The 17869-nt window shown below is 73.7% G+C and carries 17 protein-coding genes; 8 read left to right on the top strand and 9 right to left on the bottom strand.

Annotation, left to right across the window (positions count from 1 at the left end; all coding sequences use genetic code 11):
• Positions 1–28: 28 nt before the first annotated feature.
• Both ACN27J_RS04420 and ACN27J_RS04415 read right to left on the bottom strand, forming a co-directional pair.
• Complete coding sequence (locus tag ACN27J_RS04420; protein WP_421363834.1) at positions 29–2737, bottom strand: Hsp70 family protein; 2709 nt, start codon at positions 2735–2737, stop codon at positions 29–31.
• A 57-nt stretch (positions 2738–2794) separates the two neighbouring features.
• Positions 2795–3205: a YunG family protein gene (locus tag ACN27J_RS04415; protein ID WP_421363831.1), complete on the bottom strand. Its 411-nt coding sequence runs from the start codon at positions 3203–3205 to the stop codon at positions 2795–2797.
• A gap of 186 nt (positions 3206–3391) precedes the next feature.
• On the opposite strand from ACN27J_RS04415, the gene ACN27J_RS04410 reads away from it, so the two are divergent.
• The gene (locus tag ACN27J_RS04410) at positions 3392–4036 is read left to right on the top strand and encodes a thymidine kinase (protein ID WP_278174501.1); all 645 of its coding nucleotides are present in this window, start codon (positions 3392–3394) and stop codon (positions 4034–4036) included.
• Here the strand turns inward: ACN27J_RS04410 and ACN27J_RS04405 are convergent.
• Positions 4033–5052 carry an NAD-dependent epimerase/dehydratase family protein gene (locus ACN27J_RS04405; protein WP_421363829.1) on the bottom strand — a complete coding sequence of 340 codons (1020 nt, stop codon included), beginning with the start codon at positions 5050–5052 and terminating at the stop codon, positions 4033–4035. The two genes, ACN27J_RS04410 and ACN27J_RS04405, sit on opposite strands and share 4 nt — an antisense overlap.
• Before the next feature lie 116 nt (positions 5053–5168).
• Here ACN27J_RS04405 and ACN27J_RS04400 point away from each other — a divergent pair, with 116 nt between their 5' ends.
• Together ACN27J_RS04400 and ACN27J_RS04395 are read left to right on the top strand one after the other, a co-directional pair.
• Entirely contained in the window at positions 5169–6983 is a 1815-nt protein-coding gene (locus ACN27J_RS04400; protein ID WP_421363826.1) for an acyl-CoA dehydrogenase family protein, read from the top strand.
• A 98-nt stretch (positions 6984–7081) separates the two neighbouring features.
• Positions 7082–8086, top strand: coding sequence for a TerC/Alx family metal homeostasis membrane protein (locus ACN27J_RS04395; protein WP_421363824.1), 1005 nt, complete (start codon positions 7082–7084; stop codon positions 8084–8086).
• Between the two features lie 22 nt (positions 8087–8108).
• Here ACN27J_RS04395 and ACN27J_RS04390 read toward each other — a convergent pair whose 3' ends face one another.
• The 3 genes from ACN27J_RS04390 to ACN27J_RS04380 form a co-directional block, all read right to left on the bottom strand.
• Positions 8109–9122 carry a tyrosine-type recombinase/integrase gene (locus ACN27J_RS04390; protein WP_421363822.1) on the bottom strand — a complete coding sequence of 338 codons (1014 nt, stop codon included), beginning with the start codon at positions 9120–9122 and terminating at the stop codon, positions 8109–8111.
• Between the two features lie 121 nt (positions 9123–9243).
• Entirely contained in the window at positions 9244–10068 is an 825-nt protein-coding gene (locus tag ACN27J_RS04385) for an SDR family NAD(P)-dependent oxidoreductase (RefSeq protein WP_421363819.1), read from the bottom strand.
• A gap of 112 nt (positions 10069–10180) precedes the next feature.
• Positions 10181–10606 carry an Hsp20/alpha crystallin family protein gene (locus ACN27J_RS04380; protein WP_282230728.1) on the bottom strand — a complete coding sequence of 142 codons (426 nt, stop codon included), beginning with the start codon at positions 10604–10606 and terminating at the stop codon, positions 10181–10183.
• Positions 10607–10777: 171 nt separating this feature from the next.
• On the opposite strand from ACN27J_RS04380, the gene ACN27J_RS04375 reads away from it, so the two are divergent.
• Positions 10778–11563 carry a phosphotransferase gene (locus ACN27J_RS04375; protein ID WP_421363816.1) on the top strand — a complete coding sequence of 262 codons (786 nt, stop codon included), beginning with the start codon at positions 10778–10780 and terminating at the stop codon, positions 11561–11563.
• Positions 11564–11588: 25 nt separating this feature from the next.
• Here the strand turns inward: ACN27J_RS04375 and ACN27J_RS04370 are convergent, their stop codons facing one another.
• Positions 11589–12338, bottom strand: coding sequence for a methyltransferase domain-containing protein (locus ACN27J_RS04370; RefSeq protein WP_421363814.1), 750 nt, complete (start codon positions 12336–12338; stop codon positions 11589–11591).
• A 43-nt stretch (positions 12339–12381) separates the two neighbouring features.
• Positions 12382–13128 (bottom strand): TioE family transcriptional regulator, encoded by a 747-nt coding sequence (locus ACN27J_RS04365; protein WP_421363811.1) that lies wholly within the window; start codon positions 13126–13128, stop codon positions 12382–12384.
• A gap of 57 nt (positions 13129–13185) precedes the next feature.
• Here ACN27J_RS04365 and ACN27J_RS04360 point away from each other — a divergent pair, with 57 nt between their 5' ends.
• The gene (locus tag ACN27J_RS04360) at positions 13186–14352 is read left to right on the top strand and encodes an erythromycin esterase family protein (RefSeq protein WP_421363809.1); all 1167 of its coding nucleotides are present in this window, start codon (positions 13186–13188) and stop codon (positions 14350–14352) included.
• Between the two features lie 7 nt (positions 14353–14359).
• Here the strand turns inward: ACN27J_RS04360 and ACN27J_RS04355 are convergent, their stop codons facing one another.
• Positions 14360–14830 (bottom strand): DUF6194 family protein, encoded by a 471-nt coding sequence (locus ACN27J_RS04355; RefSeq protein WP_421363806.1) that lies wholly within the window; start codon positions 14828–14830, stop codon positions 14360–14362.
• Between the two features lie 86 nt (positions 14831–14916).
• Here ACN27J_RS04355 and ACN27J_RS04350 point away from each other — a divergent pair, with 86 nt between their 5' ends.
• The 3 genes from ACN27J_RS04350 to ACN27J_RS04340 all read left to right on the top strand — a co-directional run bounded on the left by ACN27J_RS04350 (position 14917) and on the right by ACN27J_RS04340 (position 17756).
• The gene (locus ACN27J_RS04350; RefSeq protein ID WP_421363803.1) at positions 14917–15702 is read left to right on the top strand and encodes a MerR family transcriptional regulator; all 786 of its coding nucleotides are present in this window, start codon (positions 14917–14919) and stop codon (positions 15700–15702) included.
• Complete coding sequence (locus ACN27J_RS04345; protein ID WP_421363800.1) at positions 15699–16160, top strand: hypothetical protein; 462 nt, start codon at positions 15699–15701, stop codon at positions 16158–16160. The genes ACN27J_RS04350 and ACN27J_RS04345 overlap by 4 nt, the downstream gene beginning before the upstream one ends.
• A 207-nt stretch (positions 16161–16367) precedes the next feature.
• Entirely contained in the window at positions 16368–17756 is a 1389-nt protein-coding gene (locus tag ACN27J_RS04340) for an IS1380 family transposase (protein ID WP_421363798.1), read from the top strand.
• Positions 17757–17869: the final 113 nt, after the last annotated feature.

Below are 17869 nucleotides of genomic sequence, written 5' to 3'. Positions count from 1 at the left end.
CTGAGTGGGCGGCCCGACGGCCGCCCACTCAGCCGGGCCCGGTCACGGACAGCACCCGCACCTGATGGTCGGCGGTGACCACCGCGACGGTGTCGCCGCCGACCACCGCGTGCGTCACCCGGCTGGCCGCCAGGTCGACGCCGACGTCGACCGGCGCGGTCCGTCGACCGGTCGCCGCGTCCCACACGGACACCTGCGGCACCGCCGTGCTCGACGCCGTGTCGACCCGGTGGCTCAGCACCACCACCTGGCCGCCGGCCACCGCCGCCACCGACCGAGCGTCGTCGGCGGCGGTGATCTCCCCACCGGCCTCGTCGAGCAGGCAGAAACCGTCGACCGTACCGAACGACTGGTCACCGAAGACGAGCCCACCCGGCACCGCGTACCAGTTGTCGTCGTCGCCGAACTCGGTCGGGCGGTTCCATTTCTCATCGCCGGTGCCGATGTCGACCGCGATCGTGCGGTACGTGCCGCCGTCGACCGCCGCGCACACCAGTCGCGCCCCGCACGGCTTGACCAGTTCGATCGTGTCGCCGGCCGGTAGCGGCACCTCCCACGCGCGGGTGAACCCGTCGAGGTCGTACGCGGCCAGCGCAGCCCGGCCCGGCGACGCCTCGTCGGAGAGTTTGCCGATCGCGAGCCCTTCGTAGACGGTCCACGCGTCGTGGTCCAGCGGCAGGTCACCGCTGGCGATCGGGTCGCCGTCGCCGGTGTCCAGCACGAACCCCCGGCCGCTGCCCTCACTCAGCTCGACGACGCGACCCGGCTCGGCGTGCCGGTTGTCCCGCAGCCCGTACCCTGCGGTCGGCAGCACCCCGGCGTCCTCGGCACCTTCCGTGCCGGTCCACCGGGTCGCCGCCCGGATCCGGGACGCGTCGAGGACCAGCAGGTCGTCGTCGGGGGCCTCGCGCCGCCACCGCTGCTCGCCGGTGGTCAGGTCGATCCGGGCGACCGCGTTGTCGAAGATGCCGTCCTTGATCTCGACGATCACGTCGGTGCCCAGCCGGACCACGTCGGTACGGTCCTGCCAGCTGCGTTTCCACCGCACCGTGCCGTCGGCGGCGTCTAGCACGACCCGCATGTCGTTGCCGCCGTCGGTCGCCGAGTCGGCGGCGTCGACGACGAGCAGCCCACCGGCGGCGGTGAGCCGCACCTCGGTCGGTTCGACGTCCACGGTGGTGGTCCAGGCCGGGTCGCCGCCGCCGGCCGGTACCGCGGTGACGGTGGTGCCGCCGACGGCGACCGCCGCGTACACGGCGAGGTCACCGGCGACGGTGACCGTCGACCCGCCGGTGCCGGCGGGCAACGTCACCTGGTGGACCTCGGTCAGGTCGCCGGTGGTGTCACCGGTCCCGTCACCGTCGCTGAGCAGGCCGCCGAACAGGTTGGTGTCACGGGGCCCGCCGCCGTCGCCGGTGAACTGGTCGAGCAGCCAGCCGTTGGTCAGGCCGATCCCGACGGCAAGCGTCACCGCCACGGCGGCGGCGACCGCCGTGACCACCCGGCCGCGACGGCGCCGACGCGCTGGCGGCAGATCGCCGCCAGCCGCCGGTGTGGTGGGGCCGGGCACCGGTGGGCCCGGCTGCACGAGGTGCGGCGCGGTCGGGCCCGGCCCCGCCGGGGCGGCGGTCGACGGTGCCGCGCCATCCGCCGACGGCGTGTGGTGCAGCGCACCGAACGCCACCGGCAGCTCCGGCTGCTCCGGCACCGACGGGGCGACCCCGAGCCGGGCGTGCAACCGGCTGGCGACCAGCGGCATCCGGCTCGCCCCGCCGACCAGCAGCAGCCCGGCCAGCCGCGCCGGGTCGACCCCGGCCAGCTGCAGCACCCGGCGGGTCTCGTCGACCGCCCGGTCGACCAGCGGCCCGGCGATGCGGTCCAGCTCCTCCCGGGTCAGATGCATCGGGTCGTCGCGCCCGGGCACCGTCACCGGTGCCGCCGAGGCCCGCGACAGCATCTCCTTGGCGGCCCGTACCTCGGACCAGAAAGCGAGCCGGTCACGGCGGTCGGCGGCGGTCACCGGCCGGCTGAGCCGCTGCCACAGCTGCGGGTCGCGGACCGCGACCAGGTGACCGAGGTGGGCGACCAGCGCCTCGTCGACGTCGAGCCCGCCGAGGTCGTCGAGCCCTCCGGTGGCCAGCACCCGCAGCCCACCGGCGCCACCAACCGCAGATTCGTTGCGGACCACCGCCACGTCCAGGGTGCCGCCGCCGAAGTCGAACACGGCCAGCGTGCCGCCCGGCGGTACTTGGCGGCCCAGCACCCGGACACAGTAGGTGGCGGCCGCGATCGGCTCGTCGAGCAGCCGCACCGGGCCCAGTCCGGCCGCCGTGGCGGCCGCGCGCAGCAGATCCCGACGCGGGGTGCCCCAGTCGGCGGGGCAGGTCAGCACGGTGCCGCCGGCCGGATGCACGCCGGCGGTCGCGGCCTCGGCGGCGACCCGGCGCAGGGTCACCGCCAGCAGCTGGGCGACCGGCAGCTCCCGGTCACCCAGCAGCACCGAGCCGTCGTCGACGCGCCGTTTCGGGTGCGGCTCGAACCGGTGCGGCTCCCCGGCGGCCAACCGCTGCGCGTCACGTCCGCTGTGGACACCACCGGCGGCGTCGATACAGACCCCGGAGGCCAGCAGCGGAGTACCGTCGAACAGCAGCGGCCGAGGTGGCTCGTCGCCGCGGCGGACCACCGCGACGGTGTGCGTGGTGCCCAGGTCGACGGCGAGCCGTACCGGTCCGTTCACAGTCCTGATGTCCTCTCCCGGGATGGCGCCGACGTGCGTACGCCGCCGGCGGGGATGCTATCGGCCGGCCGCCACCGAGGTGTCGGCACCGAGCTGCTTCAACACCCGGGTACGCAGCGTCTCGTACTGTTCGCGGCAGCGGCGCGGCGGACCGTCCGGCCGGTCGACGACCGTCCCGCCGCTGATCCGCTCGTGCGGGCCGAACTGGTCGCGGGTCAGGTCGATCTCGACCACGCCGAGCCGGTTCCACCAGTGCCGGCCGGTCCGCCGCCCGCCGGCGCTGACCTCCCCGACCAGCAGCTCACCGCCGAGCAGGTCGTGCAGCACCAGCGCGGTGACCCCGCACTGGCCGCGGGCCGGGTTGCCGGTGTGCCAGTCGGCCAGGTCGGCCGGATCGCAGGTGTCGGCGGACCAGGCGGTACGGATGACACGTTCGATGTGGGTGAGGGTCCAGGTGCGGGGGAACATGGCGGCAGATCCTGCCACAGTGGTCCGACATCGCCGCCCGGCCCGGGCCCGACCCGGCATCGTCGCCTGACCCGCCATCGCGACCCGGGCCGCCGGTGCCGGCGGTAACGGCTAGTAAGCTGCCCGGTCGTGACCGACGACAGTCAGCCGAGGACAGCCGGGCCGGGTGGCGGCGACCAGTCCGCGTTGGCGACCGCCTGCCTGGCCGCCGGTGACGGGCGGCTGCGGCACGGGGCGGCGTTGAAGTTCTTCTGGGGTCCGATGGACTGCGGCAAGTCGACGCTGGCCCTGCAGATGGACCACAACCACGCCCGGCAGGGCCGCCGGGGTCTGGTGCTGACCCGCAACGACCGGTCGATGGGGCCGCAGGTGACCACCCGGATCGGGCTGGCCCACTCGGCGATCGAGGTCACCGACGACCTGGACCTGGTGGCGCTGGTGCGCGGCCGCTGGGCGGACGGCACCCGGGTCGACTACCTGATCTGCGACGAGGCGTGTTTCTACACGGTCGACCAGGTCGGGCAGATGGCCGACCTGGTCGACGGCTATGACGTCGACGTGTTCGCGTTCGGGCTGGCCAGCGACTTCCGGTCGGTGCTGTTCCCGGCCGCGCAGCGGCTGTTCGAGATCGCCGACGAGGTGTGCCGTATCCAGGTCGAGGTGCTCTGCTGGTGCGGCCGGCAGGGCCTACTCAACGCCCGTGTGGTCGACGGTGTGGTGGCCCGCCACGGCGAGCAGGTGGTGATCGGTGACACCGTCGACCACTCCGACGTGCGGTACCAGGTGCTGTGCCGGCGGCATCACCGCACCGGCGACCTCGGCCCTGGCTAGCCGACCGCGTCAGCCGGCGGCGGGTCCGGGTCGGCGGCGGCGAGCAGCGCGGCCTCCTGATCCGCGCCGAGCCCCAGCGGCGGCAGGTCGGTACGCAGCGCCGGACGGTGATCCACGCTGGCCAGCCAGGCCCAGGTGTCGGCGACGGTCTCGGCCACCGGCCGGCAGCGCAGCCCGGCGGACAGTGCCCGGGACACGTCGCCACGGTGCAGCGCGTCGTGCAGCTCGCCCGGGGGCAGCCAGACCGGCAGCTCGGTCCAGGGCGCGACCCCGGCGGCGGCCACCGCCGCCGGGTCGACCCAGCGCAGCCGGGCGGCCGAGCTGGTTACCCGTACACAGGCCGCCAGCAGCTCCCCGATCGTGGTGTGGCCGGGCCGGCTGACCACGTTGTACGGCCCGGACAGCCCGGCTGCGGCCGCGTCGAGCAGCCAGGCCGCCAGGTCCCGGGCGTCAACGTACTGCAGCGGCAGGTCGGGCGGCCCGGGTGCGGGCACGTCGCCGCCTCGGGCAACGCGGTGCAGCCACCACGGCAGCCGGCCGACGTCCTCGTACGGGCCGAGGATCAGCCCGGCACGCGCCAGCAGCGCCCGGTCGCCGAAGGCGGCGACCGCGGCGAGTTCACCGCCGCGTTTGGCGCGGGCGTAGGGGACGTCGCCGTCGTCGGCGGACCCGTCGACCACCGGCCCGGTTTCGTCGAGCCCGGCCGGCGGCGGGTACGCGTACACCGAGCGGCTCGACACGTACGTGTAGTGCCCGACCCGGTCGCGTAGCAGCCGGGCCGCGTCGCGGACCACCGACGGCGCGCCGGCCCAGGTGTCGACGGCCAGGTCCCAGTCACCGGTGCCCAGCGCGGCGAGGCCGGCGACGGCCGTCCGGTCGCCGACGACCACCTGCGCGCCGGCCGGCGCCGGCCGGTGGCCGCGGTGCAGCAGGGTGACCGCCCAGCCGCGGGCCAGCGCGTCCTCGACGACGCACCGGCCGACGAACCCGGTGCCGCCCAGCATCAGCAGTCGCATACCACCACTGTGCCGCCCGGCCCGACGACGCGGAAGACCGTCACGCTGCCAGCGAAACCCACCACAGGTTACTGTCGGGTAGTAACGGCTGTGCGTGGCGAGGAGGATCGATCATCGTGGACCGGTACGTCCAACCTGTGCCCGCCCCCGGCGACCCGTACCGCACCGACTGGCTGCTCGACCGGTGGCTGCGCCACCGGCTCGACCCGGCCACGCACACCGCCTCCCGGCCCCGGCTGGCCGCCCTCGCCGCCGACGTCACCGGCCCGCTGCGGGCCGCGCACACCGACGCCGAGCAGCACCCGCCCCGGCTGGTCCGCTACGACCCGTGGGGTCGGCGCGTCGACCGGGTCGACACCTGCGCCGGCTGGCAGCGGCTACGGGCCGCCGCCGCCCGGCACGGCCTGGTCGCGCTGCCGTACCGCGCCGACACCCGCGCCGCGTTCGGCCCGGACGTCCGGGTGGTGCAGCACGCCCTGCTGCACCTGTACGCGCCGGAGTCGGCGACGTTCTCCTGCCCGGTGGCGATGGCCGACGGGGCCGCCGCGCTGCTGCGCCACCCCGACGTCGACCCGGCGGTCCGCGACACCTGGCTGCCCCGCATCACCACCACCGACCCCGCCGCCGCGATCACCAGCGGGCAGTGGATGACCGAAGCCCAGGGCGGTTCCGACCTGTCCGGGTCGACCACCGTGGCGCGCCCCGCCGCCGACGGCGACGGTTGGCGGCTCACCGGCGAGAAGTGGTTCTGCTCCGCGGTCGACTCGGCGGTCGCGGTCGCCCTGGCCCGCCCGGTCGGCGCCGCCGACGGCAGCCGTACGCTCGTGCCGTTCCTGGTGCCCCGCTACGCCGCCGACTCGCCGCTTGCCGCCACCGGCACCGACCCGTACGCGCCCGCCCCCGGCGTTCGGGTGCACCGGCTCAAGGACAAGCTCGGCACCCGGGCGCTGCCCACCGCCGAGGTCGGCCTGCGCGACGCGTACGCGCTGCCCCTGGGCGACCCCACCCGGCCCGGCCTGGCCCGGGCGATGACCCTGGTGGTGGTGACCCGGCTGCACAACGCCTCCGCCGCGGCCAGCGGGATGCGCCGCGGTCTGGCGTACGCGCACGCCTACGCCACCGCCCGCCGGGTCGCCGGCGGCCGGCTGGTCGACTCCCCGGCGCACCGTGGCCTGCTCGGCGCCCTCGCCGTCGACGCCGCCGGCGCGTTCGTCCTCGCCGGCCACGTCTTCGACCTGCTCGGACAGGTCGAAGCTGGCGCCGACGGGCGGAGAACACCCGACGGACCGAATGCCACCGGGGCGGACCCGGCGGCCGAGCTGCGGCTGGCCGCGCCGCTGGCGAAGCTCGCCACCGGCCGGCTCGCGGTCGCCGCCGCCAGCGAGTACGTCGAATGTTTCGGCGGCGCCGGCTACGTCGAGGACACCGGGGTGCCCCGGCTGCTGCGTGACGCCCAGGTGCTGCCGATCTGGGAGGGCACCACCACGGTGCTGGCGTTGGACGCGCTGCGGGCGGTGACCCGCGAAAAGGCCGCCGGGCCGCTGCTGGCCCGGGTCGACCGGGCGGCCGCCACCGCCGCCGACCCCGAGGTTGCCGCGGCGCTCACCGACGCCGCCGGGCGGCTGCGCATGGACCTGGCCCGGGTCGCCGCCGACCCGCGCGGGGCCGACACGGCGGCCGGCGCGCGCCCGCTGGCGTTGCGGACGGCGTACACGCTGGCCGCCGCACTGCTCGTCGACCTGGCCGACGGGCCCAGCGCCGACAGATCCGGCCGCGACGCCGACGCGACGGACGCCGACGGCGGAGCGGCCGGTCGCGACGATGCCGACGCCGCCCGGGTGGCGGCCCGGCTGTGGACCCGACGCTGGCTGGTCGGCGCCGACATCGCCGCCGACGCCCACCGGCACTTGGAACTGCTCAGCCGGGGTTGAGTCCCGGCGACCGGGCATCGTAGCGCAACGTCCCGAATTGTCCACCAATGCCGTGTGTCGGCGCGCGCGGCGCCGCCGACGGGTGCACGATCTGTGACATGGGTTCGCTGGAGATCGGTCCGGGCGTGTGGGCCGTCACGATCGTCGTCATCATCGCGCTGCTCGCCCTCGACCTGGCGGTCGCGGCGATCCGACCGCACGCCGTCGGCTTCGGTGAGGCGGTCGCCTGGTCGGTGTTCTACGTCGCGGTCGCCGTCGTGTTCGGCCTGGTGTTCATGGCCTGGGCCGGCGGCGACTACGGCACCGAGTACTTCGCCGGCTACCTGGTGGAGAAGAGCCTGTCCGTCGACAACCTGTTCGTCTTCGTCATCATCATCAGCACCTTCGCCGTTCCCGAGGAACACCAGCACAAGGTGCTCACCTTTGGCATCATCGCCGCGCTGATCATGCGGGCGATCTTCATCGCCGCCGGCGCCACCCTGCTGAACCTGTTCTCCTTCATGTTCCTGGTCTTCGGCCTGCTGCTGATCTTCACCGCCGTGCAGCTGTTCCGGCACCGCAACGAGGACCCGCAGGTCGACGACAACGTGCTGGTCCGCGCCACCCGCCGGGTGCTGCCGGTGACACCTGACTACGTCGACGGGCGGCTCGTCACCCGCCTCGACGGTCGCCGCGTCGTCACCCCACTGTTCATCGTGCTCATCGCGATCGGCAGCACCGACCTGCTGTTCGCCCTCGACTCGATCCCCGCCGTGTTCGGCGTCACCCAGCAGCCGTACATCGTCTTCGTCGCCAACGCCTTCGCCCTGATCGGGCTGCGGGCCCTGTTCTTCCTGGTGAAAGGCCTGCTGGACCGGCTGGTCTACCTGTCCACCGGGCTGGCTCTGGTGCTCGCGCTGATCGGCGTCAAACTGGTGCTGCACTGGGGCCACACCCTCGACGACCGGGTCCCCGAGGTGCAGACGCCGGTGTCGCTGGGACTGATCCTGGTGATCCTCACCGTCACCGTCGTCGCCAGCCTGGTCAAGGTCCACCGGGACCCGACCGCCCGCGCCCACGCCGGTTCGCTGCGCGGCCACGACGACCAGCAGCGGCAACGGTGACCTGCCGGATCGGGTGAGACGCTCAGCCGGACGTGGCGGCGCGGGCGGTCCGCGCCGCCACGATCCGGTACGCCGGATCCCGGTCCAGGTTGTACCGGTCCCGGTCGTACCGGCGGGTGGTCCGCGGATCGGCGTGACCCATCGCGTCCTGCACGTCCTCCAGCGGCACCCCTTCGGCGCGGGCGGTGGTGGCGAACGCGTGCCGCAGCGAGTGCGGCGACAGCCGGTCCCACGCCGGCAGACCGGCGGCCCGGGCCAGCCGCCGGACCAGCCGGAACACGGCGTGCCGGTCCAGCCGCGCGCCGCTGGCGGTGGCCAGCAGCGGGCCGTCGAGGGCGTCGGCCGCGACACCGGCGGCCCGGGCCCGGACCGCCAGGTACGCGTCGAGCGCCGCCGCGGTGTCCGGCGCCAGCGCCCGGCGGCGGGCCCGGCCGCCCTTGCCGACGAACCGGACGCTGCGGTGCCCCCGCTCGTCGCCGACGTCGGCGACGTCCAGGCTGACCAGTTCACCGACCCGCAGCCCCAGGTCGGCCAGCAACGCCAGCACGGCGAGGTTGCGCGGACCGCTCGCCCCGGTGTCGGCGCGGGCCGCCGCGAACAACGCGTCGACCTGGTCGGGGCTCAACCCGACGGTCGCCGAATGGTCCCGGTCGATCCGCGGCCGGTCCGCGTCGGTGACCGGGTTGGCCGGCACCGCCCGCAGCCGCACCAGGAACGCGTACCAGCTGGACATGGCGGACAGTTTCCGGGCCACCGTCGCCGGGGTCAGCAGCCGGCCGCTGCGCGGATCGACGGTGGCCTCCAACGTCCGGGCGTAGGCGTTGACGTCCAGGAACGACGCCTGCAGCGGGTCGAGCCCGGTGGCGGTACACCACGACAACCAGCCGGTCACGTCCCGGCGGTAGGCGGCCCGGGTGTGCTCGGACAGCCGACGGTTACGCAGCCACGCCTCGGTGAAGTCGACCGGGGCGGTGGCGGCGGTCAGGCCGCGGTCGACCGGTCGGGGGACGAGACCGGGGGTGGTGGGGCGACGCATCGCAGCAGGATGCCAAAGCCGGCGCCGCCGACGACGCCGAAACGCCGTACGTGATCTTTCCGCGCTGTAGGTGACCTCGGCCGGCCGGCCTGCGGCGGCCGCGACCTGCGGTGCGGCGCGGTCAGGACATCCGGACGATCTGGCCGGTCACGTAACGGGCCTGGTGCGAGGCCAGCAGGGTGACGACCTCGGCGACGTCCTCCGGGCGGGCGATGCGGCTCAGCGGACTCGAACCGGTGATCTGCTTCTCCACCTCCGGCGTCACCCAGCCGGTGTCGGTGACCGGCGGCTGCACCATGTTCGCGGTCACCCCGTACGGGGCGAGTTCGGCGGCGGCCGACATGGTGTAGTTCTCCTGCGCGGCCTTGGCCGCCCCGTACGACACCTCCTCGGGGAAGCCGTGCGGGCCGCCGGAGGTCAACCCGACGATCCGCCCCCAGCTGGCCTTGCGGGCCAGGTGCCGGCGGGCGAACTCGGCGATCAGCAGCGCCGGGGCGCGGGCGTCGACGGCGAACTGGCGGTCGAAGGTGCCGGCGTCGACGTGGGTCAACGGCCGGCCGAACCGGTCCCGGCTGTCCGGCCGGAACGTGTCGCTGAGCCAGCCACTGGCGTTGTTGACCAGGATGTCGACCGGGCCGAACGAGGCCGCCGCCTCGTCGAACAGCCGGGCCGGGGTGGCCGGGTCCGCCAGGTCCGCCTCCACGGCCACCGCCTTGCCACCGGCGGCGACGATCCGGTCGACGACGCTGCGGGCGTCCTGGGCACGGACCCGCCCGTACTGGGCGGGAAAAGACGGATCGTCGGCGTAGGGGGACGGGTCCATCCGCAGGTACGCGGCGAGCACCGCGGCGCCCTGGGTGGCCAGGGCGAGCGCGATCGCCGCGCCGATGCCCTGGTTCGCGCCGGTCACGATCGCGACGTGCCCGGTCAACCGGGGGTCGATCATCTTCCCAGGATGCCCGGCCGGCGACACCGGCGCGAGGCGTTTCCCGGCTTGTCCCCCGCCGGGCACGACGAGTCCCCGCCCGGCGCCGGGCGGGGACTCGGTCAAATGGGTTTCAGTTGCTGAGCTGCCGGCGGCCGTCGTCGCCGACGCTGATCGAGACCCGGCGCGGCTTGGCGCGCTCCGCCACCGGGATCCGCAGGGTCAGCACGCCGGCCTCGTAGCCGGCCTCCAACTTGTCGGTGTCGAGGGTGTCACCGAGGAACAGCTGCCGGGTGAACGTGCCCATCGGTCGTTCGGCGGCGACGAGTTCGACCTTGTCGCCGGAGGGGCGGTGGCGCTGGGCGCGCACCGTCAGCACGTTGCGTTCCACGGTGCACTCGATGCTGTCCGGGTCGACGCCGGGCAGGTCGAACGCGGCGTAGAACCAGTCGCCGTCGCGGTAGGCGTCCAGGTGCATGACGGCCGGACGGGTGGTGGTGCCGAAGAACTGCTCGGCGATCCGGTCGATCTCCCGGAACGGGTCGGTGCGCATCAACATGGTCGGACCTCCTCACGGGTGCGGGCTTCTCGCAACTCGCTACCTCAAGTTGAGCCCCACAGACTCAACTTACTTATAGCTATAGCGCGCAACTCTGGCGCCCGTCAAGTTGTCCCGTACACGGGACAAACCGGTGGACCGGGTCGACGCCGGACGGCAGGATCACCCGCCGTGCCCACCCCCGCCGACACCCCACCCGAGCAGCCGTTGACCGGCGGCAACGTCGCCGCCGCCGTCGTCCGGGTCGGCGACACCGTCCGACGGCCCGCCGGCGCGTGGACCCCCGCCGTGCACGCCTTCCTCACCCACCTGCACGACGTCGGCTTCGACGGCGCGCCCCGACCGCTCGGCATCGACACCACCGGCCGCGAGGTGCTGACCTACCTGCCCGGTACGGTCCCCTGGCCGGACCGGTTCGACCTGCTCGGACCGGACGCGGCCCTGCGTCGGGTCGGCCGGCTCGTCCGCGACCTGCACGACGCAGCCGCCGGCTTCACCCCGCCGCCGGGCGCCGTCTGGCGACGGCTCATCCCACCCGACGGCACCGACCTCGTCGTCCACCACGACCTCGCACCCTGGAACCTCGTCGTCGGCGACCGGTGGGCCTTCATCGACTGGGACACCGCCGCGCCGGGCACCCGGCTGTGGGACCTCGCCTACGCGGCCAAGGCGTTCGTGCCGCTGACCGCCGACCCCGCCTGGCAGCGCCCCGACGCCGCCCGCCGGCTACGGACCCTCGTCGACGCGTACGGCCTCGACGAACGCCAGCGCCGTACGCTGGTGCCGCTGCTCGCCCACCGGGCCCGGTCGATGCACGACTTCCTCGCCGCACAGGCCGCCTCCGGCGCCATGCCGTGGACCCGGCTCTGGAACGAAGGCCACGGCGAGACCTGGCGTCGCGACGCCGCGTACATCCGGGCCCGCGAACGTCAATGGACCCGTGCCCTGCTCGGCTGATCCAGTGCAGGCTGACACATCGCAGTCACCGCCGGTACGCCCGCACCAGCACCCGCCGCGAGTACGCCACGAACACCCCCTCGGCGCAGATCCTGCGGTGCAGCGCCGCCAACCGGGCCCGGTAGCGGTCCACCGTGAAACCCGGCACCGTCCACACCACCTTCCGCAGGAACACGACCACCGCGGCGATGTCGAAGAACTCCACCCGCAGTGACTCCATCCGCAGGTCCACCACGTCCAGGCCGGCCGCCGTCGCCGCGTCCCGCACCCGGTCCGGACGCTGATCGGCACGCGGCGGCACCGACACCCCCAACGCCGCCCGCAGCTCACCGACCGAGTCCGGGCCGATCTGCTGGGACAGGTACGCCCCGCCCGGCACCAGCACCCGCGCCACCTCGGACCAGTCCACCACCGTCGGATGCCGGCTCACCACCAGGTCGAAACAACCGGACCGCAACGGCAGCCCGCCGTCCTGCGCGGCGCGCACGACATGCACACCCAGCGGCGCCAGCCGCCGCCGCGCCACGGCCACGTTCGGCGGCCAGCCCTCCGTCGCCACCAGCAGCGGCGGCACCGACTCGACGCCGGCCAGCACCTCGCCGCCACCGGTCTGCAAATCCACCGCCCGCCGGGCACCGGCCATCTGACGGCCCAGCAGCCGCGCGTACCCCCAGGACGGCCGCTGCTCGGTGGCCCGGCCCGCGAACCAGGAGAAATCCCAGCCCGCCACCGGCACCGCCGAAGCCTCGGCGATCAGATCGTCGAACGTCGACACCGGACGAGTCTGACCCGCACCGGGCGACCCGGGCCACCGAAAATCAGTCCGGCCCACCCGCAGCCGACCCGGCTGACGCCGCCCCGTCACGCAGATAGCCGTCCAGTTCGGCGGCACCGGCCAGCATCGCCCGACCCCGCGCGGACAACCGGTCCCGCCAGACACGCAGCGTCGACTCCAGCGGGGCGACGCCACCGGCCGCACGGACCTGGGTGATCAACGGCGCGATCTGCGCCAGCAGATGGCCACCCCGGCGCAGCTGGTGGATCAGCATCACGTCCCGCACGTCGGCGGCGTCGTAGACCCGGTACCCGGTCCGCCGGTCCCGGTCCGGCCGGACCAGACCGGCGGCCTCCCAGGCGCGCAGGGTGGCCGGGCGCAGACCGAGCCGGGCCGCCAACGGGCCGATGAACATCCCGCCACGCTCGGGCGCGACCGGCGCCAGATCACGCAGCGCTACCTCGACCGCCTGCACGGTACGCCGGTCGTCGACCAACTGGCCGTGACTGTCGTCGACGAGCCGCAGCGCGTCGTCGACCGCACCCCGGTTCACCGCCCGCATGATCGACGTCGCCGTGGCGTGACCGTGCCCGGCGACCAGCGCGACGAACGCCCGCAGTGCCCGCGCATGCACCGGCGTGTAGACCCGGTAACCCGCGGCGGTCCGCGCGGCCGCCGGCAGGACACCGGCCTGCTCGTAGTTGCGCACAGCCTGAGGGGACAGACCATGCTCCCGCGCCAGGTCCACCGGCCGCACAGCTACCCCACTGTTTGAGACTTGACGAAGCATCCCAGCGCCGAACGCACACAAACCTTACACCGTTGTTTCAACGATACCGTTGAAGGAATGGATATCACGGACACCGCCCGACCCGTTGACGGCACAGGCATCTCGGTGTTGCTGCGGTCGCTGCCCACCCGGCCCCTGCTGCTCGGCCTCGGCGAGGCCCGGCACTTCGTGGAGGAACTCGGCCAGCTACGCAACGACATCTTCCGACACCTCGTCGCACACGAGGGCTACCGGTCGATCGCCGTCGAAAGCGACTGCCTGATGGGCCTCGTGGTCGACGAGTACGTCACGACCGGCACCGGCACCCTCGACGACGTCATGCGCCACGGCTTCAGCCACCAGTTCGGCACCTCACCGGCCAACCGCGACCTGGTGAGCTGGATGCGGGCCTACAACGACGACCACGACGAAAAACTACGGTTCCACGGCTTCGACGGCCCCCTGGAGTACTGGGCGGCCAGCCCACGCCCGGCACTCACCGGCCTGCACGACCTGCTCGACGACCCGCCGCCCGGCACCCGCGACACCCTCGACTCGCTGCTCGGCCCGGACGACCGCTGGTCCGACCCGGCCACCGTCACCGACCCGTCCCGGTCGATCGGCCGGTCCACCGACGCCCAGCAGCTCCGGCTGATCACCGACGACCTGCTGGCCCTGCTCGACACCCAGGCGCCGCAGCTGGACGCCGCCGACCGCGAACGGGCCGAACTGTACGGGCGTACCGCCGTCGGCCTGCACCGCTACCACCACGCGATGGCCGACCCGTCCCCCGCCAGGATCGCCCGGCTGTCGGCGCTGCGGGACGCGATGATGGCCGCCAACCTACGGGCCGTCGCCGACCACGGCCCCGCCCTGGTCTTCGCCCACAACCTGCACCTGCAGCGCAACCGCAGCGTCATGTCGCTCGGCGACCAGCAGCTGCGGATGTGGGGCGCGGGCGCGATCCTCGCGGCCCGCCTCGGTGACCGCTACGCCTACCTGGCCTCCGCCCTCGGTACCCTCGGCGACGACACCCCACCGCCGGACACCGTCGAAGGCGCCCTCGCCACGCTGCCGTGGGACACCTGCCTCGTCGACGCCCGCCGACTGGCCCGGACCCTCACCGCAGCCGTACCCCGGGTCAGCACCGACTTCGCCTACTTCCCGCTCGACCCGGCGCAGCTCGACACGGTCGACAGCGTCGTGTTCGTCAACCACGTCCCGCGACCGGGCACACCGGCGTGACCACCCGCTAACTCCTGCCGTCCCGTCGTCGGTGGTGTGCGCCAGCGCGACGGTGTGCCGCGCGCAGCAGATCACGCACCACCGCGTCGGTGCGGGGGCCGGGGTCGACCACCGCCAGCCAGCCGCCGGCACCGTACACGGGATGGGCGAACAGGGTGTCGGCGGCGGCGGGATCGACCCCGGCCGGGGCGGCCCCGCGAGGCTCATGCCCGGCGTGCCGCAGGAAATCATCGCGTCCGGCGGCGATGTTGAGCCGGAACACACCCGGCCGGTCCAGGCGCGACATCGCGTCGCCCGGGTAGTCCTTGGTCACGATCGTGGCGAACGGCTGCCGCCTGGTCGGGACCGTGCCGTCGGGCGAGACGTAGAAGAACGTGTCGCCCCAGCTGATCGGCGGCGTGCCGTCGCCGGACGCCGGTCTGAGGGTCAGTACGTCGCCGAGGCCGGCGACGAACGCGATGATCTCGTCCTGGGTCATACCTGAAGCGTTACATTGCAGTGCTTATGGAGACTTCACGATCCCGAGAGCAGGTATCCGAAGCGGAAGGTCTCCACTCGCCTCGAATGCGCACCGTCGACGTCGCCCGGCGGGCCGGGTACGGCGTTCAGCAGATCCGCAACCTCGAACGCGACGGTGTCCTGCCGCCGGCGGCCCGTACCGCCACCGGCCACCGGGTCTTCGGGGAACTGCACCTGCGGTGCGCGCTGGCCTACCGGGCCCTGGCCGCGGCGACCGGACCGGCCGAGGCCCGCAGGATCGTCCAGGCCGCCCACCGCCGCCCAGCCGACGGGATGCTCGCCCTGCTCGACGCCGCCCACGCCCGGCTGCACACCGAACGCGCCGACCTGCGACAGGCCCAGCTGGCCGCCCGGGCCATCACCGCCGAACCCATCGACGACGTACGCGACTACGACGCGATGAGTATCTCCGAGCTGGCCGCGGCCCTCGGCGTACGCCCGTCGACGCTGCGGCACTGGCACGCCGAAGGACTCGTCGTGCCCGACCGCGACCGACCGGGCGGACCCCGCCGCTACACCCCGGCCCAGGTCCGCGACGCCCGCGTCGTGCACCAACTACGCCAGGCCGGCTACCGGGTCGCGCCGCTGCGGGCCCTGATGCCGCGACTGCGCTCCGCCGGCCGGTCGGCCGACATCACCGCCGCGTTGGCGGTCCGCGACGCCGACCTCACCACCCGGTCCCGGGCCCTGCTCGACGCCGCCGCCGCACTGGCCACCGTGCTCGCGCTCACCGCCGCCCCGGGCAACGCCCCCGCAGCCGACCGGTCGGTTCCGGCCGACCGACTACGATCGGTGTCGCCGCGACATGCACGTTCCGGGAGCAGCCGTTGACCGTCGACGCCACGCTCGCCCGCATCAACGACGGGGTGCAGCTGCACCACCAGCGTGGCCAACGGGACGCCGCCCGTGACCGGTTCGCGCGGATCTGGGACGAGATCGGCGGGCAGGACGGGGATCCGCTGCACGTCTGCGTTCTCGCCCACGCGATGGCCGACGTGCAGGACGACCTGCACCAGGAGCTGCTCTGGGACCAGCGGGCCCTGGCCGCTGCCGACCTGCTCACCGACGCCCGGGTGGCGCAGGCCGGGGTGACCCTGCCGGTTGCCGGCCTGTACCCGTCGCTGCACCTCAACCTCGGCGAGTGCCACCGCAGACTCGGTGACCTCGACCGGGCCCGGGAACACCTGCGGCACGCGCAGGCGGGCGTCGACGCCCTCGGCGACGACGAGTACGCCCGGCTGATCAGAGCCGGCCTGGACCGGCTGACGCAGCTGCTGGCGTCCGCGTAGGAGCATGCAGCTTACGGACGTCAATGAAGAACGTGACCGGATTACCGCTGAGCTCACTCCGCGCGCTGACCGATACGCAGGACGCTCAGCCTCGATCCACCGATGAAGGTTGGACCGGTAGGACCCCGGATGTAGAAAGTGCCCTCTGAACTGGAAGGATAGGAGTTCTGACGCTTCTATCACCCGGTTCGAGAGGGCACCTCGCAGGTGAGACTACGCCATGACGCGCCGGTGGCGCGCGCGACGTTCGACGACCCGAATCTGGTGTCGTGCGCCGGCCTTGTTCCGGTGATGCGCCTTGCCGAGCAGGCCGGCCTGCACGACGCGGTCGCAGACCGGGTCAGCCTGCCGACCGACAAAGGTGCCAACCCGGCCGGGAAGGTCGCCACGATCGTGGCCGGGATGCTCGCGGGCGCGGACAGCATCGACGACCTCGACGTCGCCCGACACGGCGGCATGCGCTCACTGTTCGGCGGCGTGTACGCGCCATCGACACTCGGCTCGTTCCTGCGCACCTTCACCCACGGCCACGTCCGGCAGTTGCAAGCAGCTGCCCGCGACACCCTGATCGGCCTCGCCGCCCGGGTGCCGATCCTGGCCGGCGCGGACGTGCTGACCTTCGTGGACATCGACTCGATGCTGCGCCGGGTCTACGGCAGACAGAAACAAGGCATCGGGTTCGGCCACACCAAGATCGGCGGCTACAACGTGCGGCTACGCGGCTACAACCCCCTGGTCGCGACGGTGTCGACACCACTGTCCGCGCCGGTCGTCGCGGCCACCCGGCTACGCGCCGGTAACGCCGGCTCCGGCCGGGGAGCCGCGAGCATGATCGCCGAAACGATCACCACCGCCCGATCCTGCGGCGCGACCGGCGAGATCGTGGTCCGGGCCGACTCCGCCTTCTACGCCAAGGCGGTCATCGCCACCTGCCGACGCCACAAGGTGCGGTTCTCGGTCACCGCCCGTGTCGACGCCAAGGTCCACACCGCATGCGACAGCATCGGCGACGACCAGTGGACCGACATCCGGTACCCGCAGGCCGTCTGGGACGAGGAAGAACAGCGGTGGATCTCCGACGCGCAGATCGCCGAAACCGAATACACCGCGTTCGCCGGCACCCGGCAGCAGGTGACCGCCCGGCTGATCGTGCGCCGCGTCCGCCGCGACGACCCCGCCCAAGCTCCCGGCCAGGAAGAGCTCCTGCCCATCTACCGCTACCACGCGGTACTCACCGACAGCCCGTACACCCTCGTGCGGGCCGAAGCCCAGCACCGCCAGCACGCGGTCATCGAGCAGATCAACGCGGACCTGATCGCCGGCCCTCTGGCGCACCTGCCGTCCGGCCGATTCTCAGCGAACGACGCCTGGCTGACCTGCACCGCCATCGCCCACAACCTCACCCGCGCCGCCGGGCACCTCGCCGCCGGCACCTGGACCACCGCCCGAACCGCGACCATCCGCACCCGCATCATCACCGTCGCCGCCCGCCTCGCGCACCGGGCCCGCACCATCCACCTGCACCTCCCCGAGTACTGGCCCTGGCAGGCAGCGTTCGACAACCTGTTCACCGCCGTCCGCCCGACACCCGGCTGACCACAGCCACACCGACGCCCGACCAGGCGGCCCGACCACAGGCCACGAACCCCCGCCCCAACCCCCGAACGACAACACCCGGAGCAAGCCGACCACGTAATCGGCGATTCGCC

The sequence above is a fragment of the Solwaraspora sp. WMMB762 genome (genome assembly GCF_049179115.1).
Classification (GTDB): Bacteria; Actinomycetota; Actinomycetes; order Mycobacteriales; family Micromonosporaceae; genus Micromonospora_E.
Note: the sequence above shows the minus strand (reverse complement) of the source record. Positions and strands in the feature narration are given on the sequence as shown.

What these genes read in the sequence shown, in the direction of transcription:
- ACN27J_RS04415 (WP_421363831.1), bottom strand. Translation starts at nt 3,205, where the DNA reads ATGTTCCCCCGCACCTGGACCCTCACCCACATCGAACGTGTCATCCGT.
- ACN27J_RS04405 (WP_421363829.1), bottom strand. Translation starts at nt 5,052, where the DNA reads ATGCGACTGCTGATGCTGGGCGGCACCGGGTTCGTCGGCCGGTGCGTC.
- ACN27J_RS04395 (WP_421363824.1), top strand. Translation starts at nt 7,082, where the DNA reads ATGGGTTCGCTGGAGATCGGTCCGGGCGTGTGGGCCGTCACGATCGTC.
- ACN27J_RS04390 (WP_421363822.1), bottom strand. Translation starts at nt 9,122, where the DNA reads ATGCGTCGCCCCACCACCCCCGGTCTCGTCCCCCGACCGGTCGACCGC.
- ACN27J_RS04385 (WP_421363819.1), bottom strand. Translation starts at nt 10,068, where the DNA reads ATGATCGACCCCCGGTTGACCGGGCACGTCGCGATCGTGACCGGCGCG.
- ACN27J_RS04380 (WP_282230728.1), bottom strand. Translation starts at nt 10,606, where the DNA reads ATGTTGATGCGCACCGACCCGTTCCGGGAGATCGACCGGATCGCCGAG.
- ACN27J_RS04365 (WP_421363811.1), bottom strand. Translation starts at nt 13,128, where the DNA reads ATGCTTCGTCAAGTCTCAAACAGTGGGGTAGCTGTGCGGCCGGTGGAC.
- ACN27J_RS04360 (WP_421363809.1), top strand. Translation starts at nt 13,186, where the DNA reads ATGGATATCACGGACACCGCCCGACCCGTTGACGGCACAGGCATCTCG.
- ACN27J_RS04355 (WP_421363806.1), bottom strand. Translation starts at nt 14,830, where the DNA reads ATGACCCAGGACGAGATCATCGCGTTCGTCGCCGGCCTCGGCGACGTA.
- ACN27J_RS04350 (WP_421363803.1), top strand. Translation starts at nt 14,917, where the DNA reads ATGCGCACCGTCGACGTCGCCCGGCGGGCCGGGTACGGCGTTCAGCAG.